At 43.7% G+C, this 26,029-nt stretch carries 31 protein-coding genes and 1 pseudogene; all 32 read left to right on the plus strand.

The window, feature by feature from the left end; all coding sequences use genetic code 11:
• Nucleotides 1-560 precede the first annotated feature (560 nt).
• Nucleotides 561-872: a hypothetical protein gene (locus tag PHW53_04775; protein MDD4995745.1), complete on the plus strand. Its 312-nt coding sequence runs from the start codon at nucleotides 561-563 to the stop codon at nucleotides 870-872.
• Between the two features lie 101 nt (nucleotides 873-973).
• On the plus strand, nucleotides 974-2,998 hold the full coding sequence (locus tag PHW53_04780; protein MDD4995746.1) for a TonB-dependent receptor: 2,025 nt from the start codon (nucleotides 974-976) through the stop codon (nucleotides 2,996-2,998).
• A gap of 52 nt (nucleotides 2,999-3,050) precedes the next feature.
• Nucleotides 3,051-3,614, plus strand: a complete 564-nt coding sequence (locus tag PHW53_04785; protein ID MDD4995747.1) for a MotA/TolQ/ExbB proton channel family protein — start codon at nucleotides 3,051-3,053, stop codon at nucleotides 3,612-3,614.
• 15 nt (nucleotides 3,615-3,629) lie between these two features.
• Nucleotides 3,630-4,049: a biopolymer transporter ExbD gene (locus tag PHW53_04790; protein ID MDD4995748.1), complete on the plus strand. Its 420-nt coding sequence runs from the start codon at nucleotides 3,630-3,632 to the stop codon at nucleotides 4,047-4,049.
• Nucleotides 4,036-4,584: an energy transducer TonB gene (locus PHW53_04795; GenBank protein MDD4995749.1), complete on the plus strand. Its 549-nt coding sequence runs from the start codon at nucleotides 4,036-4,038 to the stop codon at nucleotides 4,582-4,584. The genes PHW53_04790 and PHW53_04795 overlap by 14 nt, the downstream gene beginning before the upstream one ends.
• A 116-nt stretch (nucleotides 4,585-4,700) precedes the next feature.
• Nucleotides 4,701-5,174, plus strand: coding sequence for a Fur family transcriptional regulator (locus PHW53_04800; protein MDD4995750.1), 474 nt, complete (start codon nucleotides 4,701-4,703; stop codon nucleotides 5,172-5,174).
• 63 nt (nucleotides 5,175-5,237) lie between these two features.
• A complete protein-coding gene (locus tag PHW53_04805; GenBank protein ID MDD4995751.1) occupies nucleotides 5,238-5,501 on the plus strand; it encodes a DUF5320 domain-containing protein in 264 nt (87 codons plus the stop codon).
• A gap of 65 nt (nucleotides 5,502-5,566) precedes the next feature.
• Nucleotides 5,567-5,965, plus strand: a complete 399-nt coding sequence (locus PHW53_04810) for a NifB/NifX family molybdenum-iron cluster-binding protein (GenBank protein MDD4995752.1) — start codon at nucleotides 5,567-5,569, stop codon at nucleotides 5,963-5,965.
• A gap of 16 nt (nucleotides 5,966-5,981) precedes the next feature.
• A complete protein-coding gene (locus PHW53_04815; GenBank protein ID MDD4995753.1) occupies nucleotides 5,982-6,359 on the plus strand; it encodes a NifB/NifX family molybdenum-iron cluster-binding protein in 378 nt (125 codons plus the stop codon).
• A gap of 17 nt (nucleotides 6,360-6,376) precedes the next feature.
• Nucleotides 6,377-6,628, plus strand: coding sequence for a ferritin (locus tag PHW53_04820; protein ID MDD4995754.1), 252 nt, complete (start codon nucleotides 6,377-6,379; stop codon nucleotides 6,626-6,628).
• Nucleotides 6,629-6,858: 230 nt separating this feature from the next.
• A complete protein-coding gene (locus tag PHW53_04825) occupies nucleotides 6,859-7,470 on the plus strand; it encodes a class I SAM-dependent methyltransferase (protein ID MDD4995755.1) in 612 nt (203 codons plus the stop codon).
• A 3-nt stretch (nucleotides 7,471-7,473) separates the two neighbouring features.
• A complete protein-coding gene (locus PHW53_04830; protein MDD4995756.1) occupies nucleotides 7,474-8,319 on the plus strand; it encodes an ATP-binding protein in 846 nt (281 codons plus the stop codon).
• Between the two features lie 4 nt (nucleotides 8,320-8,323).
• Complete coding sequence (locus PHW53_04835) at nucleotides 8,324-9,367, plus strand: L-serine ammonia-lyase, iron-sulfur-dependent, subunit alpha (protein MDD4995757.1); 1,044 nt, start codon at nucleotides 8,324-8,326, stop codon at nucleotides 9,365-9,367.
• Complete coding sequence (locus PHW53_04840; protein ID MDD4995758.1) at nucleotides 9,345-9,740, plus strand: hypothetical protein; 396 nt, start codon at nucleotides 9,345-9,347, stop codon at nucleotides 9,738-9,740. The genes PHW53_04835 and PHW53_04840 overlap by 23 nt, the downstream gene beginning before the upstream one ends.
• A 37-nt stretch (nucleotides 9,741-9,777) precedes the next feature.
• Nucleotides 9,778-11,127: an FAD-dependent oxidoreductase gene (locus PHW53_04845; GenBank protein ID MDD4995759.1), complete on the plus strand. Its 1,350-nt coding sequence runs from the start codon at nucleotides 9,778-9,780 to the stop codon at nucleotides 11,125-11,127.
• Nucleotides 11,128-11,142: 15 nt separating this feature from the next.
• Nucleotides 11,143-11,994 (plus strand): 4Fe-4S binding protein, encoded by an 852-nt coding sequence (locus tag PHW53_04850; protein ID MDD4995760.1) that lies wholly within the window; start codon nucleotides 11,143-11,145, stop codon nucleotides 11,992-11,994.
• Between the two features lie 3 nt (nucleotides 11,995-11,997).
• Nucleotides 11,998-12,996: a DUF2099 family protein gene (locus tag PHW53_04855; GenBank protein ID MDD4995761.1), complete on the plus strand. Its 999-nt coding sequence runs from the start codon at nucleotides 11,998-12,000 to the stop codon at nucleotides 12,994-12,996.
• On the plus strand, nucleotides 12,989-13,336 hold the full coding sequence (locus PHW53_04860; GenBank protein ID MDD4995762.1) for an iron-sulfur cluster assembly scaffold protein: 348 nt from the start codon (nucleotides 12,989-12,991) through the stop codon (nucleotides 13,334-13,336). Before PHW53_04855 ends, PHW53_04860 begins: the two co-directional genes overlap by 8 nt.
• 13 nt (nucleotides 13,337-13,349) lie before the next feature.
• On the plus strand, nucleotides 13,350-14,171 hold the full coding sequence (locus tag PHW53_04865; GenBank protein MDD4995763.1) for an Mrp/NBP35 family ATP-binding protein: 822 nt from the start codon (nucleotides 13,350-13,352) through the stop codon (nucleotides 14,169-14,171).
• On the plus strand, nucleotides 14,168-15,673 hold the full coding sequence (gene hydG / locus PHW53_04870) for a [FeFe] hydrogenase H-cluster radical SAM maturase HydG (GenBank protein MDD4995764.1): 1,506 nt from the start codon (nucleotides 14,168-14,170) through the stop codon (nucleotides 15,671-15,673). Before PHW53_04865 ends, hydG begins: the two co-directional genes overlap by 4 nt.
• 11 nt (nucleotides 15,674-15,684) lie before the next feature.
• Nucleotides 15,685-16,476: a radical SAM protein gene (locus PHW53_04875; GenBank protein ID MDD4995765.1), complete on the plus strand. Its 792-nt coding sequence runs from the start codon at nucleotides 15,685-15,687 to the stop codon at nucleotides 16,474-16,476.
• A gap of 11 nt (nucleotides 16,477-16,487) precedes the next feature.
• Entirely contained in the window at nucleotides 16,488-17,309 is an 822-nt protein-coding gene (locus PHW53_04880) for a sulfide-dependent adenosine diphosphate thiazole synthase (GenBank protein ID MDD4995766.1), read from the plus strand.
• Entirely contained in the window at nucleotides 17,290-17,799 is a 510-nt protein-coding gene (def, locus tag PHW53_04885; protein MDD4995767.1) for a peptide deformylase, read from the plus strand. Before PHW53_04880 ends, def begins: the two co-directional genes overlap by 20 nt.
• A complete protein-coding gene (locus PHW53_04890; GenBank protein ID MDD4995768.1) occupies nucleotides 17,777-18,517 on the plus strand; it encodes an MBL fold metallo-hydrolase in 741 nt (246 codons plus the stop codon). The genes def and PHW53_04890 overlap by 23 nt, the downstream gene beginning before the upstream one ends.
• Nucleotides 18,518-18,527: 10 nt before the next feature.
• A complete protein-coding gene (locus PHW53_04895; GenBank protein ID MDD4995769.1) occupies nucleotides 18,528-19,556 on the plus strand; it encodes a putative manganese transporter in 1,029 nt (342 codons plus the stop codon).
• A gap of 31 nt (nucleotides 19,557-19,587) precedes the next feature.
• Nucleotides 19,588-20,058, plus strand: coding sequence for an OsmC family protein (locus PHW53_04900; protein ID MDD4995770.1), 471 nt, complete (start codon nucleotides 19,588-19,590; stop codon nucleotides 20,056-20,058).
• Complete coding sequence (locus PHW53_04905; GenBank protein MDD4995771.1) at nucleotides 20,042-20,359, plus strand: J domain-containing protein; 318 nt, start codon at nucleotides 20,042-20,044, stop codon at nucleotides 20,357-20,359. Before PHW53_04900 ends, PHW53_04905 begins: the two co-directional genes overlap by 17 nt.
• Nucleotides 20,356-20,976: a class I SAM-dependent methyltransferase gene (locus tag PHW53_04910; protein ID MDD4995772.1), complete on the plus strand. Its 621-nt coding sequence runs from the start codon at nucleotides 20,356-20,358 to the stop codon at nucleotides 20,974-20,976. The genes PHW53_04905 and PHW53_04910 overlap by 4 nt, the downstream gene beginning before the upstream one ends.
• A gap of 161 nt (nucleotides 20,977-21,137) precedes the next feature.
• Nucleotides 21,138-21,371 (plus strand): FeoA family protein, encoded by a 234-nt coding sequence (locus PHW53_04915; GenBank protein MDD4995773.1) that lies wholly within the window; start codon nucleotides 21,138-21,140, stop codon nucleotides 21,369-21,371.
• The gene (locus PHW53_04920) at nucleotides 21,368-23,083 is read left to right on the plus strand and encodes a ferrous iron transporter B (GenBank protein ID MDD4995774.1); all 1,716 of its coding nucleotides are present in this window, start codon (nucleotides 21,368-21,370) and stop codon (nucleotides 23,081-23,083) included. The genes PHW53_04915 and PHW53_04920 overlap by 4 nt, the downstream gene beginning before the upstream one ends.
• A 628-nt stretch (nucleotides 23,084-23,711) precedes the next feature.
• Nucleotides 23,712-24,116, plus strand: a pseudogene (locus tag PHW53_04925) (integrase core domain-containing protein).
• A gap of 155 nt (nucleotides 24,117-24,271) precedes the next feature.
• Entirely contained in the window at nucleotides 24,272-25,666 is a 1,395-nt protein-coding gene (locus PHW53_04930) for an MATE family efflux transporter (GenBank protein MDD4995775.1), read from the plus strand.
• The last annotated feature ends 363 nt before the right edge of the window (nucleotides 25,667-26,029 follow it).

A 26,029-nucleotide genomic window follows, 5' to 3' on the forward strand; every position in this document is an offset into this window, starting at 1 on the left:
CTGGGGGTCCTCACGAGAGTCACCTTTCAAAAATCCAAAGAGCCGTAAACAAAGAGGTCGTCCCCTTGTGGAATATTTCTGCCGGTCCTGACAGGGGATACCTCTTGACAAAAAGTATGGTTTACGGTATAAATAGAAATCATTTCTATTTATGAGGGAACCATGCAATCGTATCTCCAAGTTTTAAAGGACAATCATTTAAAGGTGACCCCCAGGCGAAAGGCAGTTATCGATGTCTTCATGAGATGTAGTTCTCATATGTCGCCGTATGATGTGCATACTAAGTTGAAGAAGAAACTCTCGACAATAGGGTTTCCGACCGTATATAGGATACTTGCCGAGTTTAAGAATGCCGGTATTCTGGTAGAGTCTTTATCAGAGGATCGCCAGCTGCGGTATGCGCTTTGCACCCTGCCTAATGAACACCACCATCATTTCACCTGCCGTAAATGCAGAAAAGTTGAGGAAGTGGAATTCTGCAATTTTAAAGGGATTTCACGATTTATTGAGAATAAGCTTAACGCAAAAGTTGAGGCACACCAGCTTCAAATAGAAGGATTGTGCTCAAAGTGCAAATGAGGAAGAAAGCGTCTGTTTTATTGTTGTTTGTTTTTGCTATTTTCCTTGGAATAGCAATATTACATCCGCTTTCGCACGCCATACATCATGATGGTGATGATGGGCATGATTGCCCTATCTGCCTTTGGCTGCATTATGCCGCAGCGGTTGTGTTATTTGCGGCGGCTGTATTTCGTGTTATATTCCGCATTGTAAACTTAATCGTCGCCTTACCCCGCAACCCATTAATCAAGTTTTCACTTCCCGCCAATATCTCCCGAGCGCCTCCAGAGCTCCTTCTTTCTGCCGTCTAATCTATTTAAACTCTTATTATTCATTATAATCCCGGAGGAAGAGCAAGATGTTCTCTAAAAGAATATTATTATTTATGGTTGCGCTATCATTAGCTGTCCATATGAGTTATCTGGTTCCTGCGTATGCCCAGACAACCGTTTTTGATCTTGGACAGGTAGTGGTTTCGGATGATGAAGAAGATAATGCCGCTTTGAACATAGAAGAGAAGAGGAAGATCAGCCAAAAGACGCTCAAGTCCCATAAGGTCGTTGACCTCGCAGAGATCCTATCGGATGAGATGATCGAGGCCTCAATGGTCCGCAAGAGCGGATACGGGAACGAGGTGGGTTTAAGAGGGTTTACAAAAAGCAATTTGCGTTTTGCGCAGGACGATACGCTTATCGAAGGCTCCTGCGGAAGCCGCAAGGATCCGCCTCTTTCCCACATCAACTTATTGACTATACAGAAAATTGAAGTCAAAGAAGGTCCTTACGATGTAAGCGTCCCCGGAGCTCTTGGCGGCAGCATTAACGTCATTACGAAGGATCCCCGGGAAGGTTTTCACGGAGAGGTCCTTTCCAAGTTCGGCTCATTCGGGTATTTGAGCCAAGGCGGGTTCGTTTCAGGGGGAAGCAAAAAAATAGACGGCCTTTTAGGATATAATTATTCCGAGTCCGGGCAATACAAGGACGGCGCGGGTAACAAGCTGAGCAGTTTTAATCCGAATTATAACGACGAGGGGAAAGATCTCGACGCATTTAAGAAGCATGATATTTGGGGCAAAGCGCTAATAAAGCCATCAGACAGCCAAAAGCTTTCTTTTTCGTCTTCCTATGGCGAAGCGCACGATATCCTGACTCCCCGCGTCGCTATGGATACGGAGAAAGAAAAGACATATCTTAATAAGGTCGAATATACTATAGACAATTTAAGCCCCATATCTGAACAACTCGGGATCTCAGCTTATTACAACCGCATCGAACATTACCCGTACGGGAAATACAGGACCGGCCCCGGCGTGATCAACAAGAGAAGGATCGAGGCGGTTTCTTATATTGCGGGGACTCAAATTGAAAATAAAGCCGCCTCAGGTATAGGGCTGTTAACGTATGGAGCCGATTTTTATTATCGTAATTGGTATGGCGATATTATAGACAGAGATACGGGAAAGATAGTAAACGGTGAGCTCTTTCCGGATGTTGACGAACTTGATTTTGGCGCTTATTTAAAAACCGAGCGGGATATCGGGAAGTTATCGGTAACAGCCGGATTACGAGCGGATGCATTTTACACCAAGGCTCAGGAGGACTTGAAGTTCAGTAAAGCGATGACCGACAAGAACGCGCAGACCGATGTTTTTCCCAGCGCGAACGTATTCTTGAAGTATTTCCTGAAGGACGACACGAATTTGTTCGGCGGCGTAGGCTTGACTAACCGTACGCCTACTACCGTGGAACGCTACGTCCAGGAAGGGACAGCCTATTACGGCAACCCCGATCTTAAGCCGTCGCGCAATATTGAAACCGACCTCGGGTTTGAAACGAAATTTATGGAACGCCTGAAGTTCAGGGCAAAGGGATTCTACAGCTATTTAAGCGATTTTATTTACCAGGAGCAAAAATCAAACGGCGTCAGGACATACACGAATATCGACGCATACTTAGTAGGCGGAGATGCCACCGCTGCTTTTGATCTGGCGTATGGTTTTGCCCTTGAAGGCGGAGTGGCATACCAGCGGGGTAAGAAGCTCGCCCAACCTGAAAATAACAACGACAAAAACCTTGCCGAAATCTGCCCGCTGAAGGCAAAGCTGGCCTTGAATTATGACAAGCACGGTTTCTTCGCGGTATATGAGTGGGTGCACTCGGAGCGAAGCAAAGATGTCGACCGCGACGCCGGAGAAACGCCCCTTAAGGGCTGGGACGTGCTTAATTTCAGGGCGGGATATCAGTTTGCGGAGAAGAAGGGGGAGCTGTCTTTGCTTAACGGGCTCGGTTTAAACTTCGGTATCGACAATATGTTCGATAAGAGATACGCGGTTGCCAATTCCTACGAGTACGATCCGACAGACCCGGGTGGGTCGAATGTGAAGATAGTCGATGAACCTGGGAGGTTTATTTACGGAAGCCTTTCATACAATTTCTAATAAAACGGAGGAGTAAAAGATGCATAGTTTATTTATCAAGGGCGGGTTTCTCATGTGGCCGATTGCCTTATGTTCGATCGTATCTTTGACCATTATTCTGGAGAGGTTATACTATTTCAGCAAAACGCGGCCTAAAAGCGGTAATTTGTCCGAGCGGGTGCATCTTTTACTAAAAAGCAATAAAGCCGAGGAAGCAGCTGCCGTAGCGGATAATGATAATAGTTTTTTAGGGCGATTCTTATGTGTGGGGATAAAGGTTATGAGCCAACCGGTTGAAGAAAAGCAAAAGATTTTTCGCCGGGCCGGCTCAAGAGAGCTCCAACAGGCGGATAGGCGCCTGCGCGTCCTTTCCGTGATCGGGAATATTTCTACCCTTCTCGGGCTTACGGGGACAGTCACGGGCATGATACAGACGTTCATGAAGATCGAGAGGATCGGGGGGATCGCCGAAGTCGCAGTGCTGGCCGGAGGCATTTGGGAGGCGCTTTTGACCACTGCCGCCGGCTTGTTCGTAGCCATTCCCACGCTTATTTTTTATCATTATTTTGAAGGGATAGTTGATAATAGGGCGATTGAGATGAAGAATATCGCCTCAGATGTGTTTAATATTCATTAAATAAGGGGATCTATGATGACGGAATTAGATTTTGAAAGGCGGAAAAAACCGGAGTCGGATTTAAATATGACTCCTCTTATCGATATGGTATTTTTGCTCCTTATTTTCTTTATTCTTTCCTCGCATTTTGTCTCTAGCCGCGGGTTCAATATCAAATTACCGGAATCAAAACACGCGCCAAGCCAGAAACAGGATAAGAACATTATTTTTATCAAAAAAGATGGAGAGATATATTTGAATAATGAGAAGGTCCAGTTAGATAATTTAACGGAGAACCTGAAGGCATCAATAAGCAGATCAGGTTCGCGTGCGGTGGTCATAAAGGCCGATGAAAAGGTGGATTTAGGTTTGGCTGTCAAGATTATGGATGCGGCCAAGCAAGCCGAAGCCCAGAATTTGATTATAGCCACACAGACTGACGATGGGAAGAATTAATCCTTTATATGCGAGTTTTATTTTATCTTGCGCGCTCCATTCTTGGCTGATAAGTTCCGATGCGGTCAGGATCAAGAATGCGGAGGTCAAAAAGCCTATCGAAGTGGAGTTAAGAACTGAGAAACCGGAATATCTTCCGGAGAAATACCGGGTGGCCCAGGAAAAAAAGATCGAAGAGCCTGTCAAGGAAGAACAACCGATGCAAGATATTATAAAAAGCAAAGATGTAATTAAAGAATCTATTTTACGTTATCAAGACAGCGTTAAACAAAAAATTCAGCGGGAAAAAAGGTATCCTCGCTGGGCGCTGCGGCTTGGGCGCGAAGGCGCGACGAGGATTTCTTTCAAACTCCTGTCTTCCGGGGAGATCAAAGATGTCCGGCTTCTGGGTTCATCGGGAATAGATGAACTCGATACAGAGGCTATGGATGCAGTTAAGAGGGCGAGCCCATTTTTGCCGTTCCCGGATAATTTTAGGAAAAGCGAATTACAATTTGAACTTGATATAGTTTTTAGAATTGTAACAGAAAAGTAAAAGATTGCAAGTCGGGCTTAGTTATTTCGCAGAGATGCTTCTAAATAATAAAGCTTGACAAGAATAATGTTATACTGTATATTTAGAAATGGAAATCATTATCACTAAGGAGGAGTATGTCAAGAGGCAATTTTCACGAGCAGGGATGGTGGCATGGGAAATTCAGGGGATGCGGATACAGGCTTACTGCGGGCAGGGAGGCCATCCTTGATATCCTATCTAAATCAGAAGGCCACTTGAGCGCCGAAGATATATATATGAAGATTCATCCCAAGTATCCTAACGTTGGGCTTACCACGATTTATAGGACATTAGACGTGTTGTCTGATCTCGGTATGGTATATAAGCTTGATTTCGGGGATGGAAGGGCGCGCTATGAATTAGCAGAGGGGCCGAAGGGCGCCCATCACCACCACCATTTGGTCTGTACAAATTGTAACAAGGTAATTGACTATACTGATTTTATCAATGAGGAAGTAGAGCTTCTCAAGCAAACGGAGAACGGCCTCTCCAAGAAATACAACTTTAAGATCACCAATCACCTCATACAGTTTTACGGTTTATGTGAGCGATGTAATGGTAAAAGATAAGAGTTATATTTTTTTCTCTTATAATGAAAATGATTTCCATTAACAGAAAGGAAGGTGGTAGCTATGCCAGGTTTTGACGGAACAGGACCAAGGGGAGAAGGGCCTATGACGGGTGGAGGTAGGGGTTATTGCGTGGTTCCCGCATCCGGAACCGCTTGGCCTGCAGGGAGGTTTTTAGGCCGCGGCGGAAGAGGCCGTCGCAACCAATATTACACAACCGGCCTTACGGGTTGGCAGAGGGACACGGTGGGATCTTCGGAGTTCGGCCAGCTTAAAGCGGAACTGGAAGATATCCAAAAACGCTTGGCTTTGCTGGAAAAGAAGTAAACGATAAAAAGCACGGGTGGGAGGGGCCGTGTTGTTTGGCCCTTCCCATCTCATAAGGAGGAACAATGCGGGTTGCGATCTCGACAGAAGCGAATAATGTAAGCGCGCACTTCGGTAGATGCCCCTTTTTCACAATCGTCGATATCAAAGACGGAAAAGTGACAGGAAAGGAGGTTGTCCCTAATCCCGGACATCAACCAGGTTTTATACCGAAATTTCTGCATGAAATGGGGGTAAATTGTATTGTAGCCGGAGGCATGGGGATGCGCGCCGACCAATTTTTCAGGGAATTCAACATAGAGCCGATAGTGGGTGTAAGCGGACCTGTGGAGGACGTAATAAAATCTCTGGCCGGAGGCACGCTCAAAGGGGGCGAAAGCCTCTGCAAGCCGGGAGTCGGGAAGGGCTATGGATTAGATAAAACAGAATGCGACCATCCGCACAAAGAGGATTGCGAGCATTAATCGGAGGTTTTAGATCATGAAAATATGCATTACTTCAGAAGGCGGAAATTTGGATTCTAAGGTAGATCCGAGATTCGGCAGGTGCCAGTATTTCATCATTGCTGACACCGATACATTGAAATTCGAAGCTATATCAAATCCGAATAATGAAGCCATGGGAGGCGCAGGTATCCAATCCGCGCAGCTGGTTGCTTCTAAGCAAGTTAAAGCTGTGCTTACCGGAAACGTCGGACCCAATGCGCATCAGGTATTATCAGCCGCGGGGATCAGCATATTTACCGGAGTTTCCGGAACGGTAAGGGAGGCGATAGACGGTTATAAAAACGGGAAATATAAACCCGCGGATGCTCCAAGCGTGGGTTCAAAATTCGGTATGCCGGGGAAGAACAGCTAATAAAGGAGGAGAGGAAAATGCCATTCTTTGAACCGTTAGAAAAGATGGATCCTAAGCATGTTGATTTGGAAAGAGCAAGAAAATCCCTGCGAGAAGAACTTGAAGCGATAGATTTTTATCAGGAGAGAATAGACGCTACCACTGACGAATCGCTCAAGAAACTACTCGCGCACAATATGAACGAGGAAAAAGAGCACGCGGCAATGCTTATTGAATGGATCAGGAAGAATGACCTTGTCCAAGACAAGGCGTTTAAAGAGCACGATTAGGGGGGTGATTAATATGCCAAGAGGTGATGGAACTGGCCCTTTAGGCCAAGGCCCAGGAATGGGAAGAGGCATGGGTAGAGGCAGCGGAAATCGTCAGGGTGCAGGCTCGGGAGGAAATTGTATTTGTCCTGCCTGTGGCGCAAAGATTTCCCATCAGGCAGGCACGCCTTGCTCCTCGACGAATTGCCCTAAGTGTGGAGCGAGGATGGTAAGAGAATAAGAATTAAATCATGGATAAAGAAGTTCTTGAGAATCATAAAACATATCTTGAAAGAAAGAAGCTTCACCAAGGTTTCGGCTACGATGTAGACAAGGAAAGGGATTTTATCTTAGAGCAGGCAAAACCTTTCTTGGGTAAAATCCTTGAAGCCGGAACGGGAAAAGGGCATTTTGCGCTCGCTTTGGCTAAGGACGGGTATTCGTTTGTTACCTTTGATATATCAGAGGAGGAACAGCGTTTCGCAAAACTAAATATTGCGTATTTTGGTTTTGAGAAATTGGTTGATTTCAGGATCGAAAATGGTGAACGTACAAGTTTCGCTGACGGTAGTTTTGACGTAATATTTTCTGTAAACGTCCTGCACCATCTGCGCAATGCCTATCAAGTAATAGACGAAATCATCCGGATACTTTCCCCCAAAGGCAAGGTCGTATTAGCCGATTTTACGGAAGAAGGTTTCAAGGTTGTGGATAAAATCCACGGCCTTGAAGGTAATACGCATGAGGTTGGGCAGGTAAGTTTGCCGGACGCGGAATCGTATTTGATAAAAAAAGGTTTTTCAGTCAAGAAGACAAAGAGCGTTTATCAGTGTGTTCTTGTTGCCGAGAGAGGCAGTGTTTAGGGCATGATTATTTCAATTGCAAGCGGAAAAGGCGGAACAGGCAAGACTACAGTTGCGGTCAATCTTGCCCTGTCCTTAGAAAATGTCCAGTTCCTCGACTGCGACGTTGAGGAGCCCAACGCACATATATTTCTGAAGCCCCAAATAAAGGCAAAGAAGCCGGCCTGTATTCCCGTGCCTGAGGTTGATGAAGAAAAATGCACTTATTGTGGTAAATGCCGGGAGGTTTGCGCGTATCACGCCATCGCGGTATTACCGGGGAGCGGCGGGAAAAAGGGCAGCGTTTTAATATTTCCACATCTATGCCATGGCTGCGGCGCTTGTAGCGCTCTTTGCCCCGAGAAGGCAATAAAAGAAGTAAATAGAGAAATTGGCGTAATTGAAATCGGAGAGGCCCAGGGCATCCAGTTTATTCACGGCAAACTTAACATTGGCGAAGCAATGTCCCCGCCTCTTATCCGCCAGGTTAAAGAGCATATCAATCCTACAAAAACTGTGATTATTGACGCCCCTCCGGGCACGTCTTGCCCTGTGGTCGCTTCAGTTAAGGGCAGTGATTTTTGCATATTAGTTACCGAGCCCACGCCTTTTGGTTTAAATGACCTGATTCTGGCGGTAGAAGTGTTAAGAAAATTGAATATTCCCTTTGGAGTAGTGATAAACCGCTCTGATCTTGGAGATGATAAGGTGGAATTATATTGCAGTAAGAACAAAATCCCCGTATTAATGCGAATACCTTTTGATAGAGAAATTGCGGTTTTGTATTCAAAGGGTATTTCGTTAGTTTCAGGAAAGAAAGAATATACGAAAAATTTCCGGAATATGTTTAATTTGGTAAGTAAAATTTGAATTTATGAGAAAAATAATCGAATTGGTTAAAAGTGAAATTACTGAAGTTGTTGGATGTACAGAACCGGCAGCGATCGCTTTTGCTTTTTCCTCCATCTCGCATTTTTATGGCAAAGAAATAAAGCCAAACAAGATAAAAGCAAAATTGTATTTAAGCAAAAAAGTTTATAGGAATGCAGAATCGGCTGGAATACCAGGCATATGTGAACGGGGCATTTATCCGGCTTCGGCGCTTGGTATTGTCAGCAAAAGTATTTCCCTGAATGTCTTTTCAGGGATTACAAAAGAGCAGTTATTAAAATCAAAATTACTTTTAAGAAAAAGAAGTTGGTTAAAAATTATTGTACTAAATAGAAAGGGTATATATATCCGGGCGGAGTTAAAAACTCCCGATGGTTTATATAAAAGTGTCATACGCGATAGACATGATAACCTGGAAAAAGTGCTTCTGGAGGGGAAAGCACTCTACCGTAAAAAGCCGCAGATAGTTCATAGAATAAAAAATGTAAAAGAAATCTACGATATCGTAAATAAAAGAAGTAAAGAGCTTGAAAGAATTGCCAAAGAATTTATGTTGGGAAACGGAATGGCGCTTGGAAATATAAAGCAGTGTAATATTGCGGACATTGTGTATGAACTTGTCAAAAAGAGAATGAGCGGTGAACATATAAAGATATTGACCATAGTCGGCTCAGGAAACCATGGTATATTTTTATCCCTGCCTTTTTATCAACTCTACAAAAAACAAAGGGATAAAATTTTACCCGGGCTTCTGTTTTCCATCTTGACCGTCATATACCTGACCCAGAAGAAGGAGAGATTATCAGATTATTGCGGCCTGGCCAGTAAGGCCTCTCCCGCCCTGGTGGCCGGTCTGTCATACTTAAAAGGCGCGCGCTTAAATGAAATCGGCTACTATATGGAATTGGCCGAAGAGACAACCTCCGGGCTTTTATGCGAGGGCGCAAAGGAATCCTGCGCAAATAAATCATATTTATGCCTAAGAAATGCGCACAAAATCATAGATGAAAACAGAAAACTTCCATAAAAATTGTTTTGCGTGCGGGATTAAATCTAAATATGGACTTAGATTAAGATTCACCCTGCTTGATAACGAAATTATTACAGGCAAAGCAAAGCTGACAAAACATTTTCAGGGTTATGATGGCATACTGCAAGGTGGAATTATCAGCGCTATTCTGGATTCCTGCATGATACACCTTTTTAAAATGAAATATAACCTTGAATTGAAAACAGCAAAATTGAAAATATGTTTCAGGAGACCGATTCTAATTAATAAAGATATATTAGTGAAAGGAAGCGACATTAAAATGAGAGAAGGGCACTTTTATAAAGCTAACGCAAAAATATTAATAGATGAATTAGTTTATGCAGAAGCAGAAGGATATTTTAGAAAATGAATGTGTATTTATGGAATTGGCAGAAAAGGAGTGAAAGATGGTAAAAAAGGTCGATGTTCTTGTAATCGGAGCTGGCCCCGCTGGCGTGGCGTGTGCCATGACCGCCAGAAAATACTATCCCAATAAAAGTATTACTGTAATGAAAGATATCGCCGACGGAGTTATTCCTTGCGGCATCCCATATATGTTTGCCAGTTTAAACAGCCCCGATGAGAATAAATTAGGGATGGCGTCTTTGGAAAAGAATAATATTGAGGTTGTGGTTGATGCCGCACTAAGCGTAAACCGTAAGGATAAGATAGTAGAAACAGCCAGTAAAACCAAGTATTTTTATGAAAAATTAGTTTTAGCGATCGGCTCAACCCCCCTAATTTTACCTATAAAAGGGGTGGATAAGCAAGGGGTATATCCGATAAATAAAGAAATGGGGTATTTAAAGGATGTTATAAATCAAATTAAACGTTGTAAAAATGTTTTGGTCATCGGAGGTGGTTTTATCGGTGTTGAGTTTGCCGATGAGCTTTCTAAATTAAAAGGAATAAAGGTTACTTTAGTAGAGATGCTGCCGCATTTATTGGCAAATTCGTTTGATCCTGAATTTTCACAGATGGCCGAAGCACGTTTAAAGGAAAAAGGGGTTAATGTCTTAACTAATACCCTGGTAGAAGAAATAACCGGTCAAGGTAAGGTTGAAAGAGTGCGGTTTAACGGCGGTAAAGAAATTCCAGTAGAAGGGGTTATCCTCGGCGTAGGTTCAAAGCCGAATGTAAAACTGGCTGTAGATGCGGGATTAGAGCTTGGGTCTTGTACGGGTATTTTAACCGATGAATATATGCGCGCATCAAACGATCCGGATATTTTCGCGATCGGAGATTGTTCCTGTAAAAGAGACTTTTATACCCGCAAGGCAATTCCTGTAATGTTAGCCTCTACCGCGACTGCTGAAGCAAGAATAGCGGGCGCCAATCTTTATCAGATTAAGGTAATCCGCGAGAATAAAGGGACTATCGCGATATATTCAACGTACATTGACGGATTGGTTCTGGGGTCGGCCGGGCTTACTGAAAAAACTGCCCGGGATGAAGGATTTGAAATTGTTGTTGGCAGTATAGACGGAGTTGATAAGCATCCTGCAACTTTACCGGGGGCTTGCAAGGGAAAGATAAAATTAATCTTTTCCAAGCAGTCGGGTATTATTTTGGGAGGCCAGGTAAGCTGCGGGATGTCTTGCGCGCAGATGATCAATGTTATAGGTATCGCTATCCAGAAACGCATGTCTTGCACTGAATTAGAAACTTTGCAAATAGCGACTCATCCTTATTTAACCAGCGCGCCTACTATGTATCCTATTATTTTGGCCGCTCAGGATGTATACGGAAAGATATAACGAGGATAAGATCATATGAGGCAAATAGTTGTTATCAGCGGTAAGGGTGGCACAGGCAAGACCGTAATTACTGGCGCGTTTGCCGCTTTAGCAAAGAATAAAGTTATGGCAGACTGCGACGTTGACGCCGCCGATTTGCATTTATTACTGCAACCGGCCATAAAAGAGCGCCATGAATTTAGAAGCGGTAAAACCGCCGTAATAAACAAGGAATTATGCCAGAAATGCGGTCGGTGCATCGATGTTTGCCGATTTAAGGCGATAACCGATGATTTCACAGTTGATTCCATGTCCTGCGAAGGATGCGCTTTTTGCAGTCATATCTGCCCGGCACAAGCCATAATAATGAAAGAAAGTATATCAGGAGAATGGTTTATCTCCGATACCCGGTTCGGTCCTATGGTGCATGCCAAACTTGGGATTGCCGAGGAAAATTCCGGGAAATTGGTTTCGTTGGTAAGAAAGCAGTCAAAAGAACTGGCAGAGAAGAATAATTGCGATTGGGTAATTATTGACGGCGCTCCGGGTATAGGTTGCCCTGTTATTGCCTCGCTTTCCGGTATTGATTGCGCTGTAGTAGTAACGGAGCCTACGTTATCCGGCCTGCATGATGCGTTAAGGGTTATAGAGGTGACAAAGTATTTTAAGGTTCCCTCGCGGTTAGTAATTAACAAATACGATTTAAATCCGGATATGTCTGGAAAGATAGAAGAGCATTGCGCAAAAAACGGGATTTCATTAATCGGCAAAGTCAGGTTTGATAAAACGGTGGTAGAAGCCATGGTAGAGGGTAAGACTATCATGGAATATAAGGATACGCCGGTTAAGGATGAAATTAAGGAAGTTTGGGAAAAACTTCAAAATTAAAATATGAATATTTCAAATAAACGGGATATTCATGTTTTAAGATATTTTTCTTCGTTCGTGAGCATTTCGAATGGGAAAGTCATCAATATTACTGAGCCAACGCTTACGTTTTGTCCTTTGGCAAGATATTTGTATAAAGATTTTAGAAGTATAAATGGGCAGGATAAAGTAGCCGTTAAGCAGGCGATAAAAAGCGCGATTGAGACAAAAATAAAGACTTACGGTTTTTTCACCGATGATAGAAAACTATCATACGGCGGTCTTTCAATACCATACGGCGCGTCCGAGATGCTCATGTTCGCGTTAAAAAGGGGAGAGATAGACGTGGCGGTTGTTGTTTGCGAAGGAGCGGGGACCGTCATTACAGACACGCCGGAAGTTGTTCAGGGCATAGGCGGCCGCATGAACAACTTATTACTTACTTCCCCTATTGAAGGAATAGTTGAAAAGCTTAAGGAATTTGATTGCCGCGTGATCTTTAATAACGCCTTGATCGATCAAGCCCGCGGCGTTCAGGAGGCGATAAAAGCAGGATACAAAACCATCGCCGTGACCGTAAGCGGCTATTCAGCCGGGGATTTAAAGGGACTGCGTTTATTAGAAAAAGAAAAGGGTGTAAGGATCATTTCATTGGTAGTGTGTACTACGGGGATCACTGAAGATAAAATAGCCATTATGCGCGATTATGCTGATCTTGTGTGGGGTTGCGCCTCCCTTGATATCCGCCGGACGATCGGGCCTTCGGCGATAATGCAGCTTTCCAAACAGATCCCGGTATTTGTTTTGACGCGCAAGGGCATTGATTTTGTTTCAGCCTATGCGCAGGATCCGGGCCGTATCAAGGATTTAGATTTGGGAAAACAATATCTTATATCGAATGAGAAGAGCGAAAAGCGGGTGAAGATGGGTAATTTTACTGCGTTTATCGGCGAGACGCGATTACCGGTTTCCGCACGGAGTGTTCCGAGGTCCGATTATAGCGCGGAGCGCGCCTATGTATAAACATATCAGCGCCTATAAATTCTTCGGCAGAATGAATGATCCGACTAGCTCCGCATACCTTAAAGGCCCCTGCGGAGACGAGATGGAATTCTACCTGGTTATCGAAGATAGCGTAATTACCGAGATAAAATATTTTACTCAAGGCTGCGATGCGACAAAAGACTGCGCGGAAACGGCCGCACATTTGGCTTATGGTAGGACTATTGATGAAGCGTTGTCGATTTCGGCAGACGAGGTCATAAGGAACCTAAAAGATCTACCGGGAGACCACCTGCATTGCTCTATTTTAGCGGTAAGTACTCTATATAGGGCAATTGCGGATTATTTATTGAGACAATAAAAGGAAAACTTTTATGCACAATGTTGATGAAAAAGAGCTTGGGGAGCAAGAGAAGCGGCTTAAAGAAAAGATGGCAAAAGTTAAACACGCTATTATTGTCATGAGCGGCAAGGGCGGTGTTGGCAAGACATCTGTCGCAGTGAACCTCGCCTACACCTTGTCGTTATCCGGCAAGAACATCGGGATCTTGGATATAGATATCCACGGTCCGAATATCGCCAAGATGCTCGGCATCGAAGATTATTCTTTATGCGGTCACGAATCCGGGATCAATCCGGTAAAGGTATCGGAAAGGCTTAAGGCCGTGAGTATTGCGTTGATCGGACATGATCCAGACCGGCCGATCATCTGGCGGGGACCCATGAAAACGATGGTTATAAGGCAGTTCTTAGCCGACGTGAACTGGGGAGACCTGGACTATTTGATCATAGACTCCCCGCCCGGGACAGGGGATGAACCGCTTAGCGCCTGTCAGCTTATTCCCAATGTTAGCGGAGCGGTTATCGTTACGACTCCTCAGCAAGTGGCTGTGATGGACGCGCGGAAGACCATCAAATTTGCCAAGGAACTAAAAATACCGGTGTTGGGTGTGATCGAGAATATGAGCGGTTTTACCTGTCCGCATTGCAATCATGAGATAGATATATTTAAACGCGGCGGAGGGGAAAAGGCGGCCGCCGAGCTCGGAGTGCCGTTTTTAGGCAGGGTGCCGCTGGATGGGGCATTGGTTGAAATGGCTGATGAGGGAAAACCTTTTGTCTTTTTTGGCCGGAATTCCAAAGCTGCCGGCGCATTCATGAAGATAGTGAAGAGCATAGAGGATTTCCTGAAATGAAGTTGAAAGAAAAAGACAATTTAGATATCCAGCAATGGGTGAAGGACCGAATAAAACAGGAGGAGATCGACCGCTATTTAAAGAAAGGCATTGACTTCATAGATGATGGTGCCATAGATATGAAGCTCAAGGAAAATCGTAATCCCGACAAAAACAGGATAAAAGACATTCTTGCGAAATCCTTGTCAATAAAGACCCTTACGCTTGATGAAACAGCGGCCTTGCTTAATGTCGAAGACCCTCAGCTTATGGGAGCGATGGAGGAAGCGGGAGCGCAGGTTAAAAAGAAAGTGTATGATAACAGGATAGTGACATTTGCGCCGTTCTATACGGGCAGTTTTTGTGTCAATAGCTGCCTTTATTGCGGTTTCCGCAGAGAAAACGGCCTGATTAACCGGAAGCTGCTTTCGCTGGATGAAATTCGCACCGAGACTGAGGTCCTTGCCGGTAAGATCGGGCATAAGCGTATTATCGCGGTTTATGGCGAACATCCGCTATCGGATGCAGATTATATTGTAGATACGCTGCGTACCATTTATTCTGTTAAAGTAAAAACGCATAGAGGTTATGGCCAAATACGGCGGGTGAATGTAAACGCCTCGCCCATGAATATTGAGGACTTGCGTTTATTGCGCGGTGCCGGAATAGGGACATATCAGGTCTTTCAAGAGACGTATAATCATAAAATGTATTCAAAAGTACATCCGCGGGGCACCGTAAAAGCCGATTATCGTTGGAGGCTTTATTGCATGCACCGCGCGTTTGAAGCCGGTATCGATGACGTGGGCATAGGGGCTTTGTTCGGATTATACGATTGGCGGTTTGAAGTAATGGGTTTATTATGCCATGCCAGGGAACTTGAAGGGCGTTTTGGGATAGGCCCGCATACCGTGTCTTTTCCCCGTATCGAACCGGCATCGAATGCCCCTTACGTGCAGGATACTTCATACCGCGTGAACGACATTAATTTCAAAAGGCTAGTTACGGTGATACGGCTTGCTATACCTTACACGGGAATGATCATTACCGCCCGTGAACCCGAAACGATACGCCGTTCTGTAATTCCGCTTGGATGTACGCAGACAGATGCTTCCTCGTGCATAAGCATAGGCGGTTACAGCGAAAACCACGGCGCCCAAGTGGAAAGCAACCAGCAGTTTACGCTTGGGGATACAAGGACATTGGATGAAGTGATAGGCGAGTTTGCGGCTAGGGGACAGATAGTGTCGTTTTGCACCGCGGGATACCGTTGCGGCAGGACGGGCAAGAAGATCATGGATCTTTTGAAAAGCGGGAAAGAAGGCGTATTTTGCAAGTTGAATGCGATCCTTACGTTCCGTGAATGGCTTGACGATTTTGCGAGCGAAAAGACGCGCCAATCAGGGACGAGAGTGATCGATTCCGAGTTAAACGAAGTAAAAACGAAATACCCCCTTATGTATCTGCCGCTTCGCGACTATTATGAACGCATCTCTAAAGGCGAGCGGGATTTGTATTTTTAAAAAAGGCGATTATGTCAAAGCGCGAATTTAACTATATTTATGGTCCGGTTCCTTCATGGCGGCTGGGAAGGTCTTTAGGGATAGACCCGATTTCATATAAAGGCAAAGTTTGTACGTTTGACTGCCTTTACTGCCAGATCGGGAAGACGAGTTTCTTGACCGACAAGAGAAAGACTTTTGTTTCCGCTGAAAAAATAATAAGGGAACTAAAGTCGCTGCCGCCCTTGAAGATAGATTATATAACTTTCTCCGGGGCCGGGGAGCCCACCCTGGCAAAGAACCTGGGACAGATGATAAAGATGGTAAAAAGGATAAGTGGCGAGAAGATAGCGGTCATAACGAATTCATCCCTGATGGGAAGGAAAGATGTGCAAAAAGACCTGTTACTGGCAGACTTCGTTGTTGCCAAGCTCGATGCTTCTTCCCAGAACGGACTTAAAGAGATGAATAGGCCGATAAAGACCGTAGGATTCGGAGATATTATTAAAGGAATAAAAGATTTCAGGAAATATTACAAAGGAAGGCTGGCATTGCAGGCCATGTTTACGGAAAAAAACAAAAAGTATGCCGTTGGGATCGCGCGGATCGCCTCGGAAATCAATCCGGACGAGATCCAGATCAACACTCCCCTGAGGCGGTGCCGAGTAAAACCGTTACCAAAAAAGGATCTAGATGCAATAAGGCGTTTATTTATCCGCGAGTGTGGTAATGACGTGAAGATCATAAGCGTCTACGACAGCAAAAAGAAAAAAGTCAAGCCGATCAGCAATGATGAAACTTTAAAAAGAAGGGGTAAAGTGTAACGGGAGGAAAAATGGTACTCGAGGAAAAGAAGATATCCAGGATAATAATGGATTCATTTTATGAGAAACTCAGGGATAGCCTTTCATGTGAGGTAGCTATCGTAGGAGGAGGCCCCTCAGGATTGATCTGCGGCTATATCCTGGCTAAGCGCGGGATAAAAGTAGCCTTGTTTGAGAGGAAAGGAAGCCTTGGCGGCGGGATGTGGGGTGGAGGCATGATGTTCAACAGTATAGTGGTTGAGGAGGACGCCAGGAGGATGCTTGACGAATTTAGCATAAGATACAAGATAAAAGAAAAGCATTATTTGGTAGCAGACGCGCCGGAGGCCGTTTCCGCCATCGCTGCGGCCGTGTGCAGGGAAGGAGTCAGGGTATTTAATTTTATGAGCGCTGAAGATGTAGTTGTAAGGTCGGGCAGAGTGAGCGGATTGGTTGTAAATTGGACGGCCGTTGAAATAGCCGGTTTTCATGTCGATCCACTGACTGTCGAGGCAAGATACGTCGTCGACGCTACCGGGCATGAACACGCCGTGAGCAGGACATTGATCGAAAAGTTGAAGGGCAAATTGGGCGGTGTGGAAAAATATCCCTTGCGCGAAAGGTCCCTGAACGCTGATCTGGGAGAGAAGGAGGTAGTGCAAAATTCAAAGGAGATCTTTCCCGGGCTCTATGTAGCAGGAATGGCGGTTAATGCCGTGTTTGGCGGGCATCGAATGGGACCTATATTCGGAGGGATGTTTCTTTCAGGAGAAAAGGTTGCCAATTCTATCATCAAGGCTCTCGGAAAGAGGGTATTAATAGAAAGCAAGAAAAATGGAACCCTTAGAAATTAAAAAATATCCGGATGGCATTTTAAGAAAAAAGTGCCTTAACGTAGAAAAGGTCACGGATAGGGAATTAAAGAATTTCGAAGAGATGCTTTTTACAATGCGGCATTTTGCGGGAATCGGTTTAGCCGCGCCGCAATTAGGAATCGCCAGGAATTTGATAGTGGCGGATATCGGAGAAGGTGCGATTCAGTTGGCCAATCCCGTAATTCTAAAAGCAAAAGGATCGGATAAGACGGAAGAGGGCTGTTTAAGCATCCCTGGTATAGCTGTTTACATAGAGAGACCATATAAGATTATTATTAGCGGATTAAATGAAAAAGGCCAAGCCGTGGAGATCAAAGCAGCGGGGCTTTTAGCCAGAGTCTTGCAGCATGAAGTAGACCATTTAAAAGGGAGATTGATCGTAGATTATCTGAATCTGCTGGAGAAGTTTAAACTGAGATTGCATAAGCAGAGGCGGGATATTAAAAATGCAGATAAAAATTCTTTTTGATAAGAACGCCTTAGATAAGGCTCTTTACCCCACCCTTACGGGCAAGAGGAAAGTTTATACCGGTTGGGGTGTTTCTTTTTTAGTGGATGATAGAATTTTGTTCGATACAGGCGAAAAAGGACAATGGCTTCTTGAAAATATGAAGACTTTGGGAGTGAATGTGGCGGGAATCGAGGCAGTGGTGATTTCTCACGACCATTGGGATCATGTCGGAGGATTACGGGCGATATTAAAATGTAACCCCAAAGTTAAGGTCTATGCCTGCCCTAATTTTAGTAAAAGGTTCAAGAATAAAGTTAAATCTTATGAAAGCCGCTTAATCGAAGTTGATAAATTTACCAGGATACAGGACAGTATTTATTCCACCGGAGAGATTCCGGGCAGGTATGCTTTTAGATATATGCCGGAGCAAGGTTTGGTTTTAAGGACACGAAAAGGTTTGACTATACTTACGGGCTGTGCCCATCCGGGTATTATAAAAATGATAGAAAATGTAAAACAAAACATTTCCGGGAAGATTTATCTTGTCATGGGCGGATTTCATTTGATGGGCAAGCATAAGAAAACTATCAAGCCGATCGTGAAAGAATTTAAGGATCTGGGCGCGGAAAGGATCGCGCCGACTCATTGCACAGGTGAAAACGCTGTAAAGTTATTTAAAGAGGCGTATCAAAAAAATTTCATCGAAATAAAAGTAGGGCAGATTCTCGAGATATAAGAGAATAAATATGGAAATTTTAACGAATAATTTAAAACAGGGTTTGATAGTAACCGTCTTTGTTTTTATTATGATGATGTTCATTGATTATCTGAGCGTTCTGACAAAAGGCAGGATGAATAGCCTTATTAAAGGGGGATTTTTCAGGCAATACCTCATAGCCGCATTTTTAGGCGCAACACCCGGCTGCTTAGGAGCATTTATGTGCGTCTCCTTTTATGTACATGGCCTTATAAGCTTTGGGGCACTGGCCGGGTGTATGATCGCTACAGCCGGAGATGAATCGTACATTATGTTTGCAATGATTCCTAAACAGGCATTTATTATTCATGTTGTGCTTTTTATTTTGGGAATAGTTGGGGCTTGGTTTATAGACAAAGCCGTTATTTTCTTGAAAATAAAGCCCGCTCAGAAATGCCAGCTTTCAGAAATTCATCTCCAAGACGAATGCCGGTGTTTAAATTTCAAGGAAATCTTAGGGCATTTTAGAAGTATATCTTTTGTAAGATTTTTAATTCTTGCTTTATTATTAAGCACTTTCACTACGATTATTTCAGGGGTAATCGGTCCTCAGGAGTGGAATTGGCAAAGAATTACATTTTTATCTCTTATCAGTTTAGCCGGATTCATAGTAATTACTGTGCCCGAGCACTACTTGGAAGAGCATATCTGGGAGCATATCGCCAAAAGGCATCTATGGAGGATATTTTTGTGGACCTTCGGGATACTTTTTGTGGTAGATATTGGTTTAAGATTCTGGAATTTGGAAATATTCGTAAAAGAGCATATGTTTTGGATACTTTTGATCGCAGCGATATCAGGATTAATTCCTGAATCCGGACCGCATCTTATATTTGTGATAATGTTTGTAAAAGGCTTCGTACCTTTTTCAGTTCTTTTAACTAGTTCTATTGTTCAGGATGGGCACGGGATGTTGCCGCTTTTATCGTATACGATAAAAGATTCATTGCTGATAAAATTATTCAACCTTTTTATAGGTCTGGGGTTGGGGATTATTTTATTTTCTTTTGGATATTAGAAGAAGGTTTTATGAAATAAGGAGGCAATAAATGGAAGGTATAACGAAGGGCAATAAAAGATTTACCCATAAAATAGTTGTAACTTGGAATGAAGAAAAGAAAGTATTCCTATGTTCATTTGATAAGCAGACGGTTGAAATAGTCGCATCCCCGGAATCTAAGAAACACGAAGGTATGTGGACGCCGGAGGAATTGTTCGTGGCTTCGATAGAAGGTTTTATAAAAGATGCCTTTGTGGATTTTGCTAAAAAAGACGGCTTTGAATTCTTGAGTTATGAAAGTGAGGCCGACTGGGTTGTCGAAAAAGTTGAAGATAAACTTATGTTTACTGAAATTAAAATATGGCCCCAGATAGCTGTTGCTTCAAGCGGCCAGATCGGAAAAGCAAACGAGCTTATAGAACTTACCGTAAAGAATTGCTTTATATCGAATTTTATCACGTGCAAAGTTAGCGTTTATCCGGAAATAAAAATAGGATTAAAAGATGGCAGACTTTACTAAGATCGACGAGGCAAGAAGAATACTGGGCTTGGGTGAAAGGGTTACTTTGGAAGAGATAAAAGACGCTTACCGTAAGTTATCCTTGAAATATCACCCCGACCGCTGCAAGGATGAGAATAAGCGGGAAAACGAAGAGATGGCAAAGAAAATAAATCGTTCCAAGGATATCCTTTTGACGTATTGCGCGGGGTACAGGTATTCTTTTAGAGAAAAGGACGTCAGGATAAATGCTATGGATAATGAATATTATGAGCACCTCAGGCGCTTTTATGACGGCTTATTTGGGGATTTGGATTTATGAGCGCAATTTTCGACCGCTATTATAAGAGATATGATGACTGGTATGATAAAAACAGGTTTGCCTATTTATCGGAACTTGAGGCGCTAAAGAAAGTGCTGCCCAAAGCCGGCAGGGGGTTGGAGATCGGGGTCGGGACCGGAAGATTTGCCGCGCCGTTAGATATCGCGATGGGAATTGACCCCTCTCATAATATGATAAAGATCGCCGCTGAGAGAGGTGTAATTGTGCGATGGGGCTTCGGCGAGGATTTGCCGTTTTGGGATGAAACGTTTGATTATGTAGCCATTGTTATTACCATATGTTTTGTCAAAAACCCGTTAAAAGTTTTAAGGGAGGCGCAAAGGGTGTTGAATGAAAAGGGCAAGGTTGTCCTGGCTATAATCGATAAGGATAGCTTCCTGGGTAAATATTACCGGAGAAAAAAGAGTGCATTTTACAAGCATGCGAATATTTTTAGCGTCAGGGAGACCACGGCCTTGCTTGAAAAGGCGGGATTCAATAAGTTCTCATATTATCAAACGGTATTTAAGTTTCCCAAAAGCATAAATTCGATAGAGAAACCTCGCAAAGGTTTTGGTAAAGGCGGTTTTGTGGTAATTTCAGGAGAAAAGAGATGAGGTTATTTATAAGATTGCTTGCTTTTGTATGTGATATCTGCCCGCTATGTATTATTGCTAGAAGATTCCCTGATTCCAAATTCGCAAAAGGGATGAAAAAGTTTGGCAGGATTTGTCCTTTTTGCATTGCCCATCAAAAATTAGAAAGGTGATTTAAGATAATGCTTGTAGATTTAACCCAAATGCAGCCAGGAGAAACTGGCACAGTGAAAGAGATTCAGGGCGGCCAAGGCTTCGTAAGAAAATTACAAAGTATGGGAATGAGGCCGGAAAAGAGGATAACTAAGGTAAGTTCTCATTTTTGGCGTGGTCCCCAGACGGTAGAGGTAGATAATACGCGGATTGCCGTTGGTTTTGGTATGGCCAGAAGAATTTTAGTGGAAGTCAAAAGATGAAGATAGAAAAGATCTTATTGGTGGGCAATCCTAACGTTGGTAAAAGTGCCATATTCTCCAGGCTTACAGGAGCCAAAGTAATAATTTCTAATTATCCCGGAACCACTGTTGAATTTACCCAAGGCCAAATGAAACTTGGCGGAGAAGGGATGATGATTATGGATGTGCCGGGAACATATACTTTAGAGCCGACTTGTAAAGCCGAAGACGTGGCTTGCCGGATGTTAAAAGAAGGCGGCTTAGTGATTAATATTATTGATGCCACAAATTTAGAGAGAAATCTTCATCTAACCCTGCAACTCTTAGAAAAAGGTATGCCGCTTATTGTAGCTTTGAATATGTGGGATGATACTAAGCACCGTGGAATTTATGTTGATGTTAAAAAATTAGAAGAACAATTGGGAGTGCCAGTAATCCCTACTTGCGCCTTAACCGGAGAGGGCATTAAAGAACTGATCGATCGCTTGCCAGAAACAAAGGCGAGAGATTTACCTGTTTCTTCTGATAGCCAGAAATGGGAAAAAATAGGGAAAATTGTGGAAGAAGTCCAAAAATTAACCCACCGTCACCACACTTTCCTAGAAAGACTAGAAGATTTGAGTATTAAGCCGCTCACAGGCCTGCCGATTGCCTTGGGTATTATATATTGTTCTTTTTGGGTGGTTCGTTTTATCGGAGAGAATCTAATCGGGCATATATTTGAGCCTTTGTTTACAAAGCTATGGTTGCCCTTGTTGATGAAATTAAGCGCCTTTTTGGTTGAGGGAAGTTTTTTACATCATATTCTTATCGGTAATTTTATAGAAGGGAAGATAGATTTTAGCCAATCTTTTGGGCTTTTAACCACAGGCCTCTATGTTCCTATTGCCATGGTGCTGCCTTACGTATTTAGTTTTTACCTTATATTAGGGTTATTGGAAGATTTAGGATATCTTCCTCGCTTGGCGGTTTTGGCAGATAATTTTATGCATTATTTGGGCCTGCACGGATACGCGATAATTCCTTTTATTTTAGGTTTAGGCTGTAAAGTTCCCGGTATCTTAGCAACTCGGATTTTAGAGGAAAGGCGCGAGAAATTTATAGCTATTACTTTAATGGCAGTTGGCGTTCCCTGTATGGCGCAAATCGCGATGATTGTAGGGTTGGTGGGGCAAAGAGGGGACAAATACGTAGCGATCGTATTCTTCACTCTCTTTGTTCTACTGGTCATCAAGGGTTTAATTTTAAATAGGGTTTTAAAAGGAGTGAGCCCGGAGATATTGGTAGAAATTCCTCCTTATCGGATACCTCAAATTCAAGCGGTGATTAAGAAACTTTGGATGCGTTTATCCGGTTTTTTAAGGGAAGCCTTGCCTTTTGTGCTTTTAGGCGTGCTTCTTGTTAATATACTTTATACTCTAAAGATTATAGATTTCTTGGCTTATATTTTTACCCCGGTTTTAACCGGGCTATGGGGGCTTCCCAAAGAAGCCATCTCCGCTTTAATAGTCGGGTTTTTAAGGAAAGACGTTGCTGTAGGTATGCTTGGGCCGCTTAATTTAACCACTAAACAGCTGGTAGTCGGTTCTACAATTTTAGCTGTATATTTTCCCTGTATTGCTACTTATATAGTTTTAATCAGGGAATTGGGAATAAAGGATACACTTAAAAGCACATCTATCATGATTGCGGTTGCGTTACTGGTCGGATTAATACTTAATTTGATTCTTTGATAATCGCGGGATGGTATTTGGGATTAAGGTTTAAAATCCAGATGGGCAAATGTCCTCCTCTGTGTAGTGGACAAAGCGTAATGGCTTATTTATTAAATAGTTACGCAATTTCAAGCCAAATAATACCGGACAAAACGGACAAATTTCGCGAGGAAATCCCTCTCTGATCCCCAAAACCCCTTGATATAGTAAGATATTCCCCCTATAATAAAGCCAGCTAAATAAGAGAGGTTTCCCCTCGGCTAATAGGAGAGGAACCCCAATAATTCCGTTCTCTCCGGATAACGGGAGAGCTTAAGGCCTATGATCTGAATGTAGATCGTAGGCCTTTTTAACTGGCGCGGTGTTAAAGACTTAGGGCATTGCGGATTTTGGTCGCTGATCGAAAGTTTCCGCATCACAAGCTGTTTTAAAAGACTCTCTGAATTAAGCCATTTTATCGCCAAAATAGGCCAATTCCTCTCTTATATAATGGCGGCTATATAGTGAAAATATCTCCCATATTTCGGATATTTTCATGCAAAGGAAAGCCATTATATAAGAACTGCCAGGAGAGAGGTGCTCCGGGATGCCACGCAATATGAACAGATCCGCCAGCTGCTCTATGACGTCAACTGTCTTTATCCGCCTGGCCATAGGGGTGGCCAGGAAGATAAAGACTGCCGAACTCATAGAACGTCTTGCGGACCTGTTTTTATTGCGCGGTATTCCGGGATACATACGCTCCGATAACGGCCCCGAGTTCGTATCGAGAGAATTAAGGAGATGGTTGAATGCCCTGGGTGTCAAGACCCTCTACATCGAGCCGGGCAGCCCCTGGGAGAACGGCTATATAGAATCGTTCAACGGCAAACTGCGTGATGAACTGTTAAACCGCGAGATCTTCAATACCTTATTCGAGGCAAAAGTCCTTGTGGAACGCTGGAGGGTGGAATATAATACCAAAAGGCCGCATAGCTCGCTTAATTACCGGCCGCCCGCTCCGGAAGCTATTGGACCAAAGTGGCCGGAAAACGCGGTTGCGCTGTCTTAAGAAATGGTACAACTAATGGGGGCAGGTCAACCATCAAAAGAACTTTGCATTATAAATGTTTTGGCGTGGTAATAGCCAAAAAGCCAAAATAGAAGTCCATGCTTAATAAAAATTAAAGAGTAGATTTTTGAGGATAAACAGTGGTTAAACCCCTTTTGATAAAGGACGGTGTTTTTAAGACGGTGCTGCGCATGGCTGTTCCGATGTTGGCCGGAACATTCGCCATGAACGCGTATAATTTAGTCGATACATGGTTTGTTTCACGACTGGGCACCAATGCTTTGGCCGCGATGTCGTTTACCTTTCCGGTTGTTATGCTTTTGATGTTTATTATGCGAGGGCTGGGGACTGGTGCTATGACGGTAGTTGCGCACGCTCTTGGCCGGGAAAAACAGCAAACCGCAGCACGCATTACGACACATGCCGCTTTTTTATCTTCGAGCCTGGCTTTGTGTCTTACGGTGGCCGGTCTTTTGACGATAAGGCCGCTTTTTGCGCGGTTGGGCGCGACAGGAGAGGTGCTTGTCCTCACACAGCAATATATGTGGATTTGGTATCTAGGATTGGCATTCAGGGTTGTTCAGATGATGTTCGCCGATATCATTATCGGCACGGGTAATACCAAGGCTGTAAGTCTCTTAATGGTTGGCGGAACCGTGCTTAATTTTATCCTCGATCCCATAATGATCTTTGGATTACTGGGATTTCCGAAAATGGGGATACGAGGAGCGGCTCTGGCGACTGTGATTTCCGAAGTGCTTGTATTATTGGCCGCGTTCTACTTTATACATCAAAGATACCACTTAATCATTTTCGCTTCACACACGCGGTTAAGGATTTTATCATCGTGGCGGCGTATCCTGCATATCGGGATACCGACCACGTTAAGCTCTGTTTTAACTCCCATTTCTGCCGCGGTCGTTATTAAGATAGTTTCCGGTTTCGGTAAAGCTGCGGTTGCCGCTATCGGGGTTGCCAGCCGCATCGAAATGTTCGCTTTTATGATTCCTATGACTGTGGGTATGTCGTTGGTTCCATTTGTTTCCCAGAATTACGGCGCGCAGCGCTTTGACCGGATTAAGGCCGTGCGGAAAGGCGCTATGTTGTTCGCGTTGATCTTCGGCTTTATTATTGCGGTGGCTTTTTTATTTATCGCGCGTCCGCTTGGCAGGCTTTTTTCGTCCGATCCCGAAATCATCAATATCTTAACCCGATATATCTACATTACATGTTTTGGCTACGGGTTTTTGGAAGTGCATAGGTATGCCGGTTTTTGCATGATAGGCATCCATCGGCCGCTTTCTTCGGCCTTATTAAATACGATTCGCGTAATTGTCTTGATGATTCCCTTAGCGTATTTCGGTGCAAAATTATTCGGTATTTACGGGGTGTTTTGGGGAAGGTTGATAACAGATATATGCTCAGCCGTTATAGGGATTATATGGACAGGAAGAATTCTCAAAAAATCATCCTATAATTCGCCGTTAATGAGTCAGTCTGATGGGGATACGCTTCTGGGAGCGGTGAGTGGAAAGAGAAACCCTCTCTGAAATGCACAGGGTAGCCATTTCTGAACAAATAAAGCCATATTGGGCACAAAATTGCACAGAGAGGGTGTTTCTCACCCGCTCTGAATCCTCTCACTGACCCGTGAGCGGATTAGTAAACCTCTCAAATTCATCCTGGGCTGTATACAAAGAGGTCGTCCCCTCGTTGAATTTGACCGCCCGTCCATAATGGAAAGAAAACACGCTTTGACCCAGCTTTCCTAAAAGATATAGAGAAACAGGAGAAAAGTGGTATAATTTAAAACAAGAGGAGATAAAATCGCGATGTGTAATGATAGTGAGAGAACCAAACAGATTAAGGAGCATTTTAGCAAGGAGTCCGAAGAGTTTGATTCAATCATTACA

Source organism: Patescibacteria group bacterium, from assembly GCA_028710985.1.
Classification (GTDB): domain Bacteria; phylum Patescibacteriota; class Patescibacteriia; order JAHJFT01; family JAHJFT01; genus JAQTTB01.

What these genes read in the sequence shown, in the direction of transcription:
- PHW53_04920 (MDD4995774.1), top strand. Translation starts at nt 21,368, where the DNA reads ATGAAGATAGAAAAGATCTTATTGGTGGGCAATCCTAACGTTGGTAAA.
- PHW53_04850 (MDD4995760.1), top strand. Translation starts at nt 11,143, where the DNA reads ATGAGGCAAATAGTTGTTATCAGCGGTAAGGGTGGCACAGGCAAGACC.
- PHW53_04780 (MDD4995746.1), top strand. Translation starts at nt 974, where the DNA reads ATGAGTTATCTGGTTCCTGCGTATGCCCAGACAACCGTTTTTGATCTT.
- PHW53_04790 (MDD4995748.1), top strand. Translation starts at nt 3,630, where the DNA reads ATGACGGAATTAGATTTTGAAAGGCGGAAAAAACCGGAGTCGGATTTA.
- PHW53_04845 (MDD4995759.1), top strand. Translation starts at nt 9,778, where the DNA reads ATGGTAAAAAAGGTCGATGTTCTTGTAATCGGAGCTGGCCCCGCTGGC.
- PHW53_04810 (MDD4995752.1), top strand. Translation starts at nt 5,567, where the DNA reads ATGCGGGTTGCGATCTCGACAGAAGCGAATAATGTAAGCGCGCACTTC.
- PHW53_04795 (MDD4995749.1), top strand. Translation starts at nt 4,036, where the DNA reads ATGGGAAGAATTAATCCTTTATATGCGAGTTTTATTTTATCTTGCGCG.
- PHW53_04905 (MDD4995771.1), top strand. Translation starts at nt 20,042, where the DNA reads ATGGCAGACTTTACTAAGATCGACGAGGCAAGAAGAATACTGGGCTTG.
- PHW53_04915 (MDD4995773.1), top strand. Translation starts at nt 21,138, where the DNA reads ATGCTTGTAGATTTAACCCAAATGCAGCCAGGAGAAACTGGCACAGTG.
- def (MDD4995767.1), top strand. Translation starts at nt 17,290, where the DNA reads ATGGAACCCTTAGAAATTAAAAAATATCCGGATGGCATTTTAAGAAAA.
- PHW53_04895 (MDD4995769.1), top strand. Translation starts at nt 18,528, where the DNA reads ATGGAAATTTTAACGAATAATTTAAAACAGGGTTTGATAGTAACCGTC.
- PHW53_04875 (MDD4995765.1), top strand. Translation starts at nt 15,685, where the DNA reads ATGTCAAAGCGCGAATTTAACTATATTTATGGTCCGGTTCCTTCATGG.
- PHW53_04800 (MDD4995750.1), top strand. Translation starts at nt 4,701, where the DNA reads ATGTCAAGAGGCAATTTTCACGAGCAGGGATGGTGGCATGGGAAATTC.
- PHW53_04835 (MDD4995757.1), top strand. Translation starts at nt 8,324, where the DNA reads ATGAGAAAAATAATCGAATTGGTTAAAAGTGAAATTACTGAAGTTGTT.
- PHW53_04785 (MDD4995747.1), top strand. Translation starts at nt 3,051, where the DNA reads ATGTGGCCGATTGCCTTATGTTCGATCGTATCTTTGACCATTATTCTG.
- hydG (MDD4995764.1), top strand. Translation starts at nt 14,168, where the DNA reads ATGAAGTTGAAAGAAAAAGACAATTTAGATATCCAGCAATGGGTGAAG.
- PHW53_04910 (MDD4995772.1), top strand. Translation starts at nt 20,356, where the DNA reads ATGAGCGCAATTTTCGACCGCTATTATAAGAGATATGATGACTGGTAT.
- PHW53_04840 (MDD4995758.1), top strand. Translation starts at nt 9,345, where the DNA reads ATGAAAACAGAAAACTTCCATAAAAATTGTTTTGCGTGCGGGATTAAA.
- PHW53_04820 (MDD4995754.1), top strand. Translation starts at nt 6,377, where the DNA reads ATGCCATTCTTTGAACCGTTAGAAAAGATGGATCCTAAGCATGTTGAT.
- PHW53_04805 (MDD4995751.1), top strand. Translation starts at nt 5,238, where the DNA reads ATGCCAGGTTTTGACGGAACAGGACCAAGGGGAGAAGGGCCTATGACG.
- PHW53_04825 (MDD4995755.1), top strand. Translation starts at nt 6,859, where the DNA reads ATGGATAAAGAAGTTCTTGAGAATCATAAAACATATCTTGAAAGAAAG.
- PHW53_04815 (MDD4995753.1), top strand. Translation starts at nt 5,982, where the DNA reads ATGAAAATATGCATTACTTCAGAAGGCGGAAATTTGGATTCTAAGGTA.
- PHW53_04855 (MDD4995761.1), top strand. Translation starts at nt 11,998, where the DNA reads ATGAATATTTCAAATAAACGGGATATTCATGTTTTAAGATATTTTTCT.
- PHW53_04880 (MDD4995766.1), top strand. Translation starts at nt 16,488, where the DNA reads ATGGTACTCGAGGAAAAGAAGATATCCAGGATAATAATGGATTCATTT.
- PHW53_04900 (MDD4995770.1), top strand. Translation starts at nt 19,588, where the DNA reads ATGGAAGGTATAACGAAGGGCAATAAAAGATTTACCCATAAAATAGTT.
- PHW53_04830 (MDD4995756.1), top strand. Translation starts at nt 7,474, where the DNA reads ATGATTATTTCAATTGCAAGCGGAAAAGGCGGAACAGGCAAGACTACA.
- PHW53_04890 (MDD4995768.1), top strand. Translation starts at nt 17,777, where the DNA reads ATGCAGATAAAAATTCTTTTTGATAAGAACGCCTTAGATAAGGCTCTT.
- PHW53_04865 (MDD4995763.1), top strand. Translation starts at nt 13,350, where the DNA reads ATGCACAATGTTGATGAAAAAGAGCTTGGGGAGCAAGAGAAGCGGCTT.
- PHW53_04860 (MDD4995762.1), top strand. Translation starts at nt 12,989, where the DNA reads ATGTATAAACATATCAGCGCCTATAAATTCTTCGGCAGAATGAATGAT.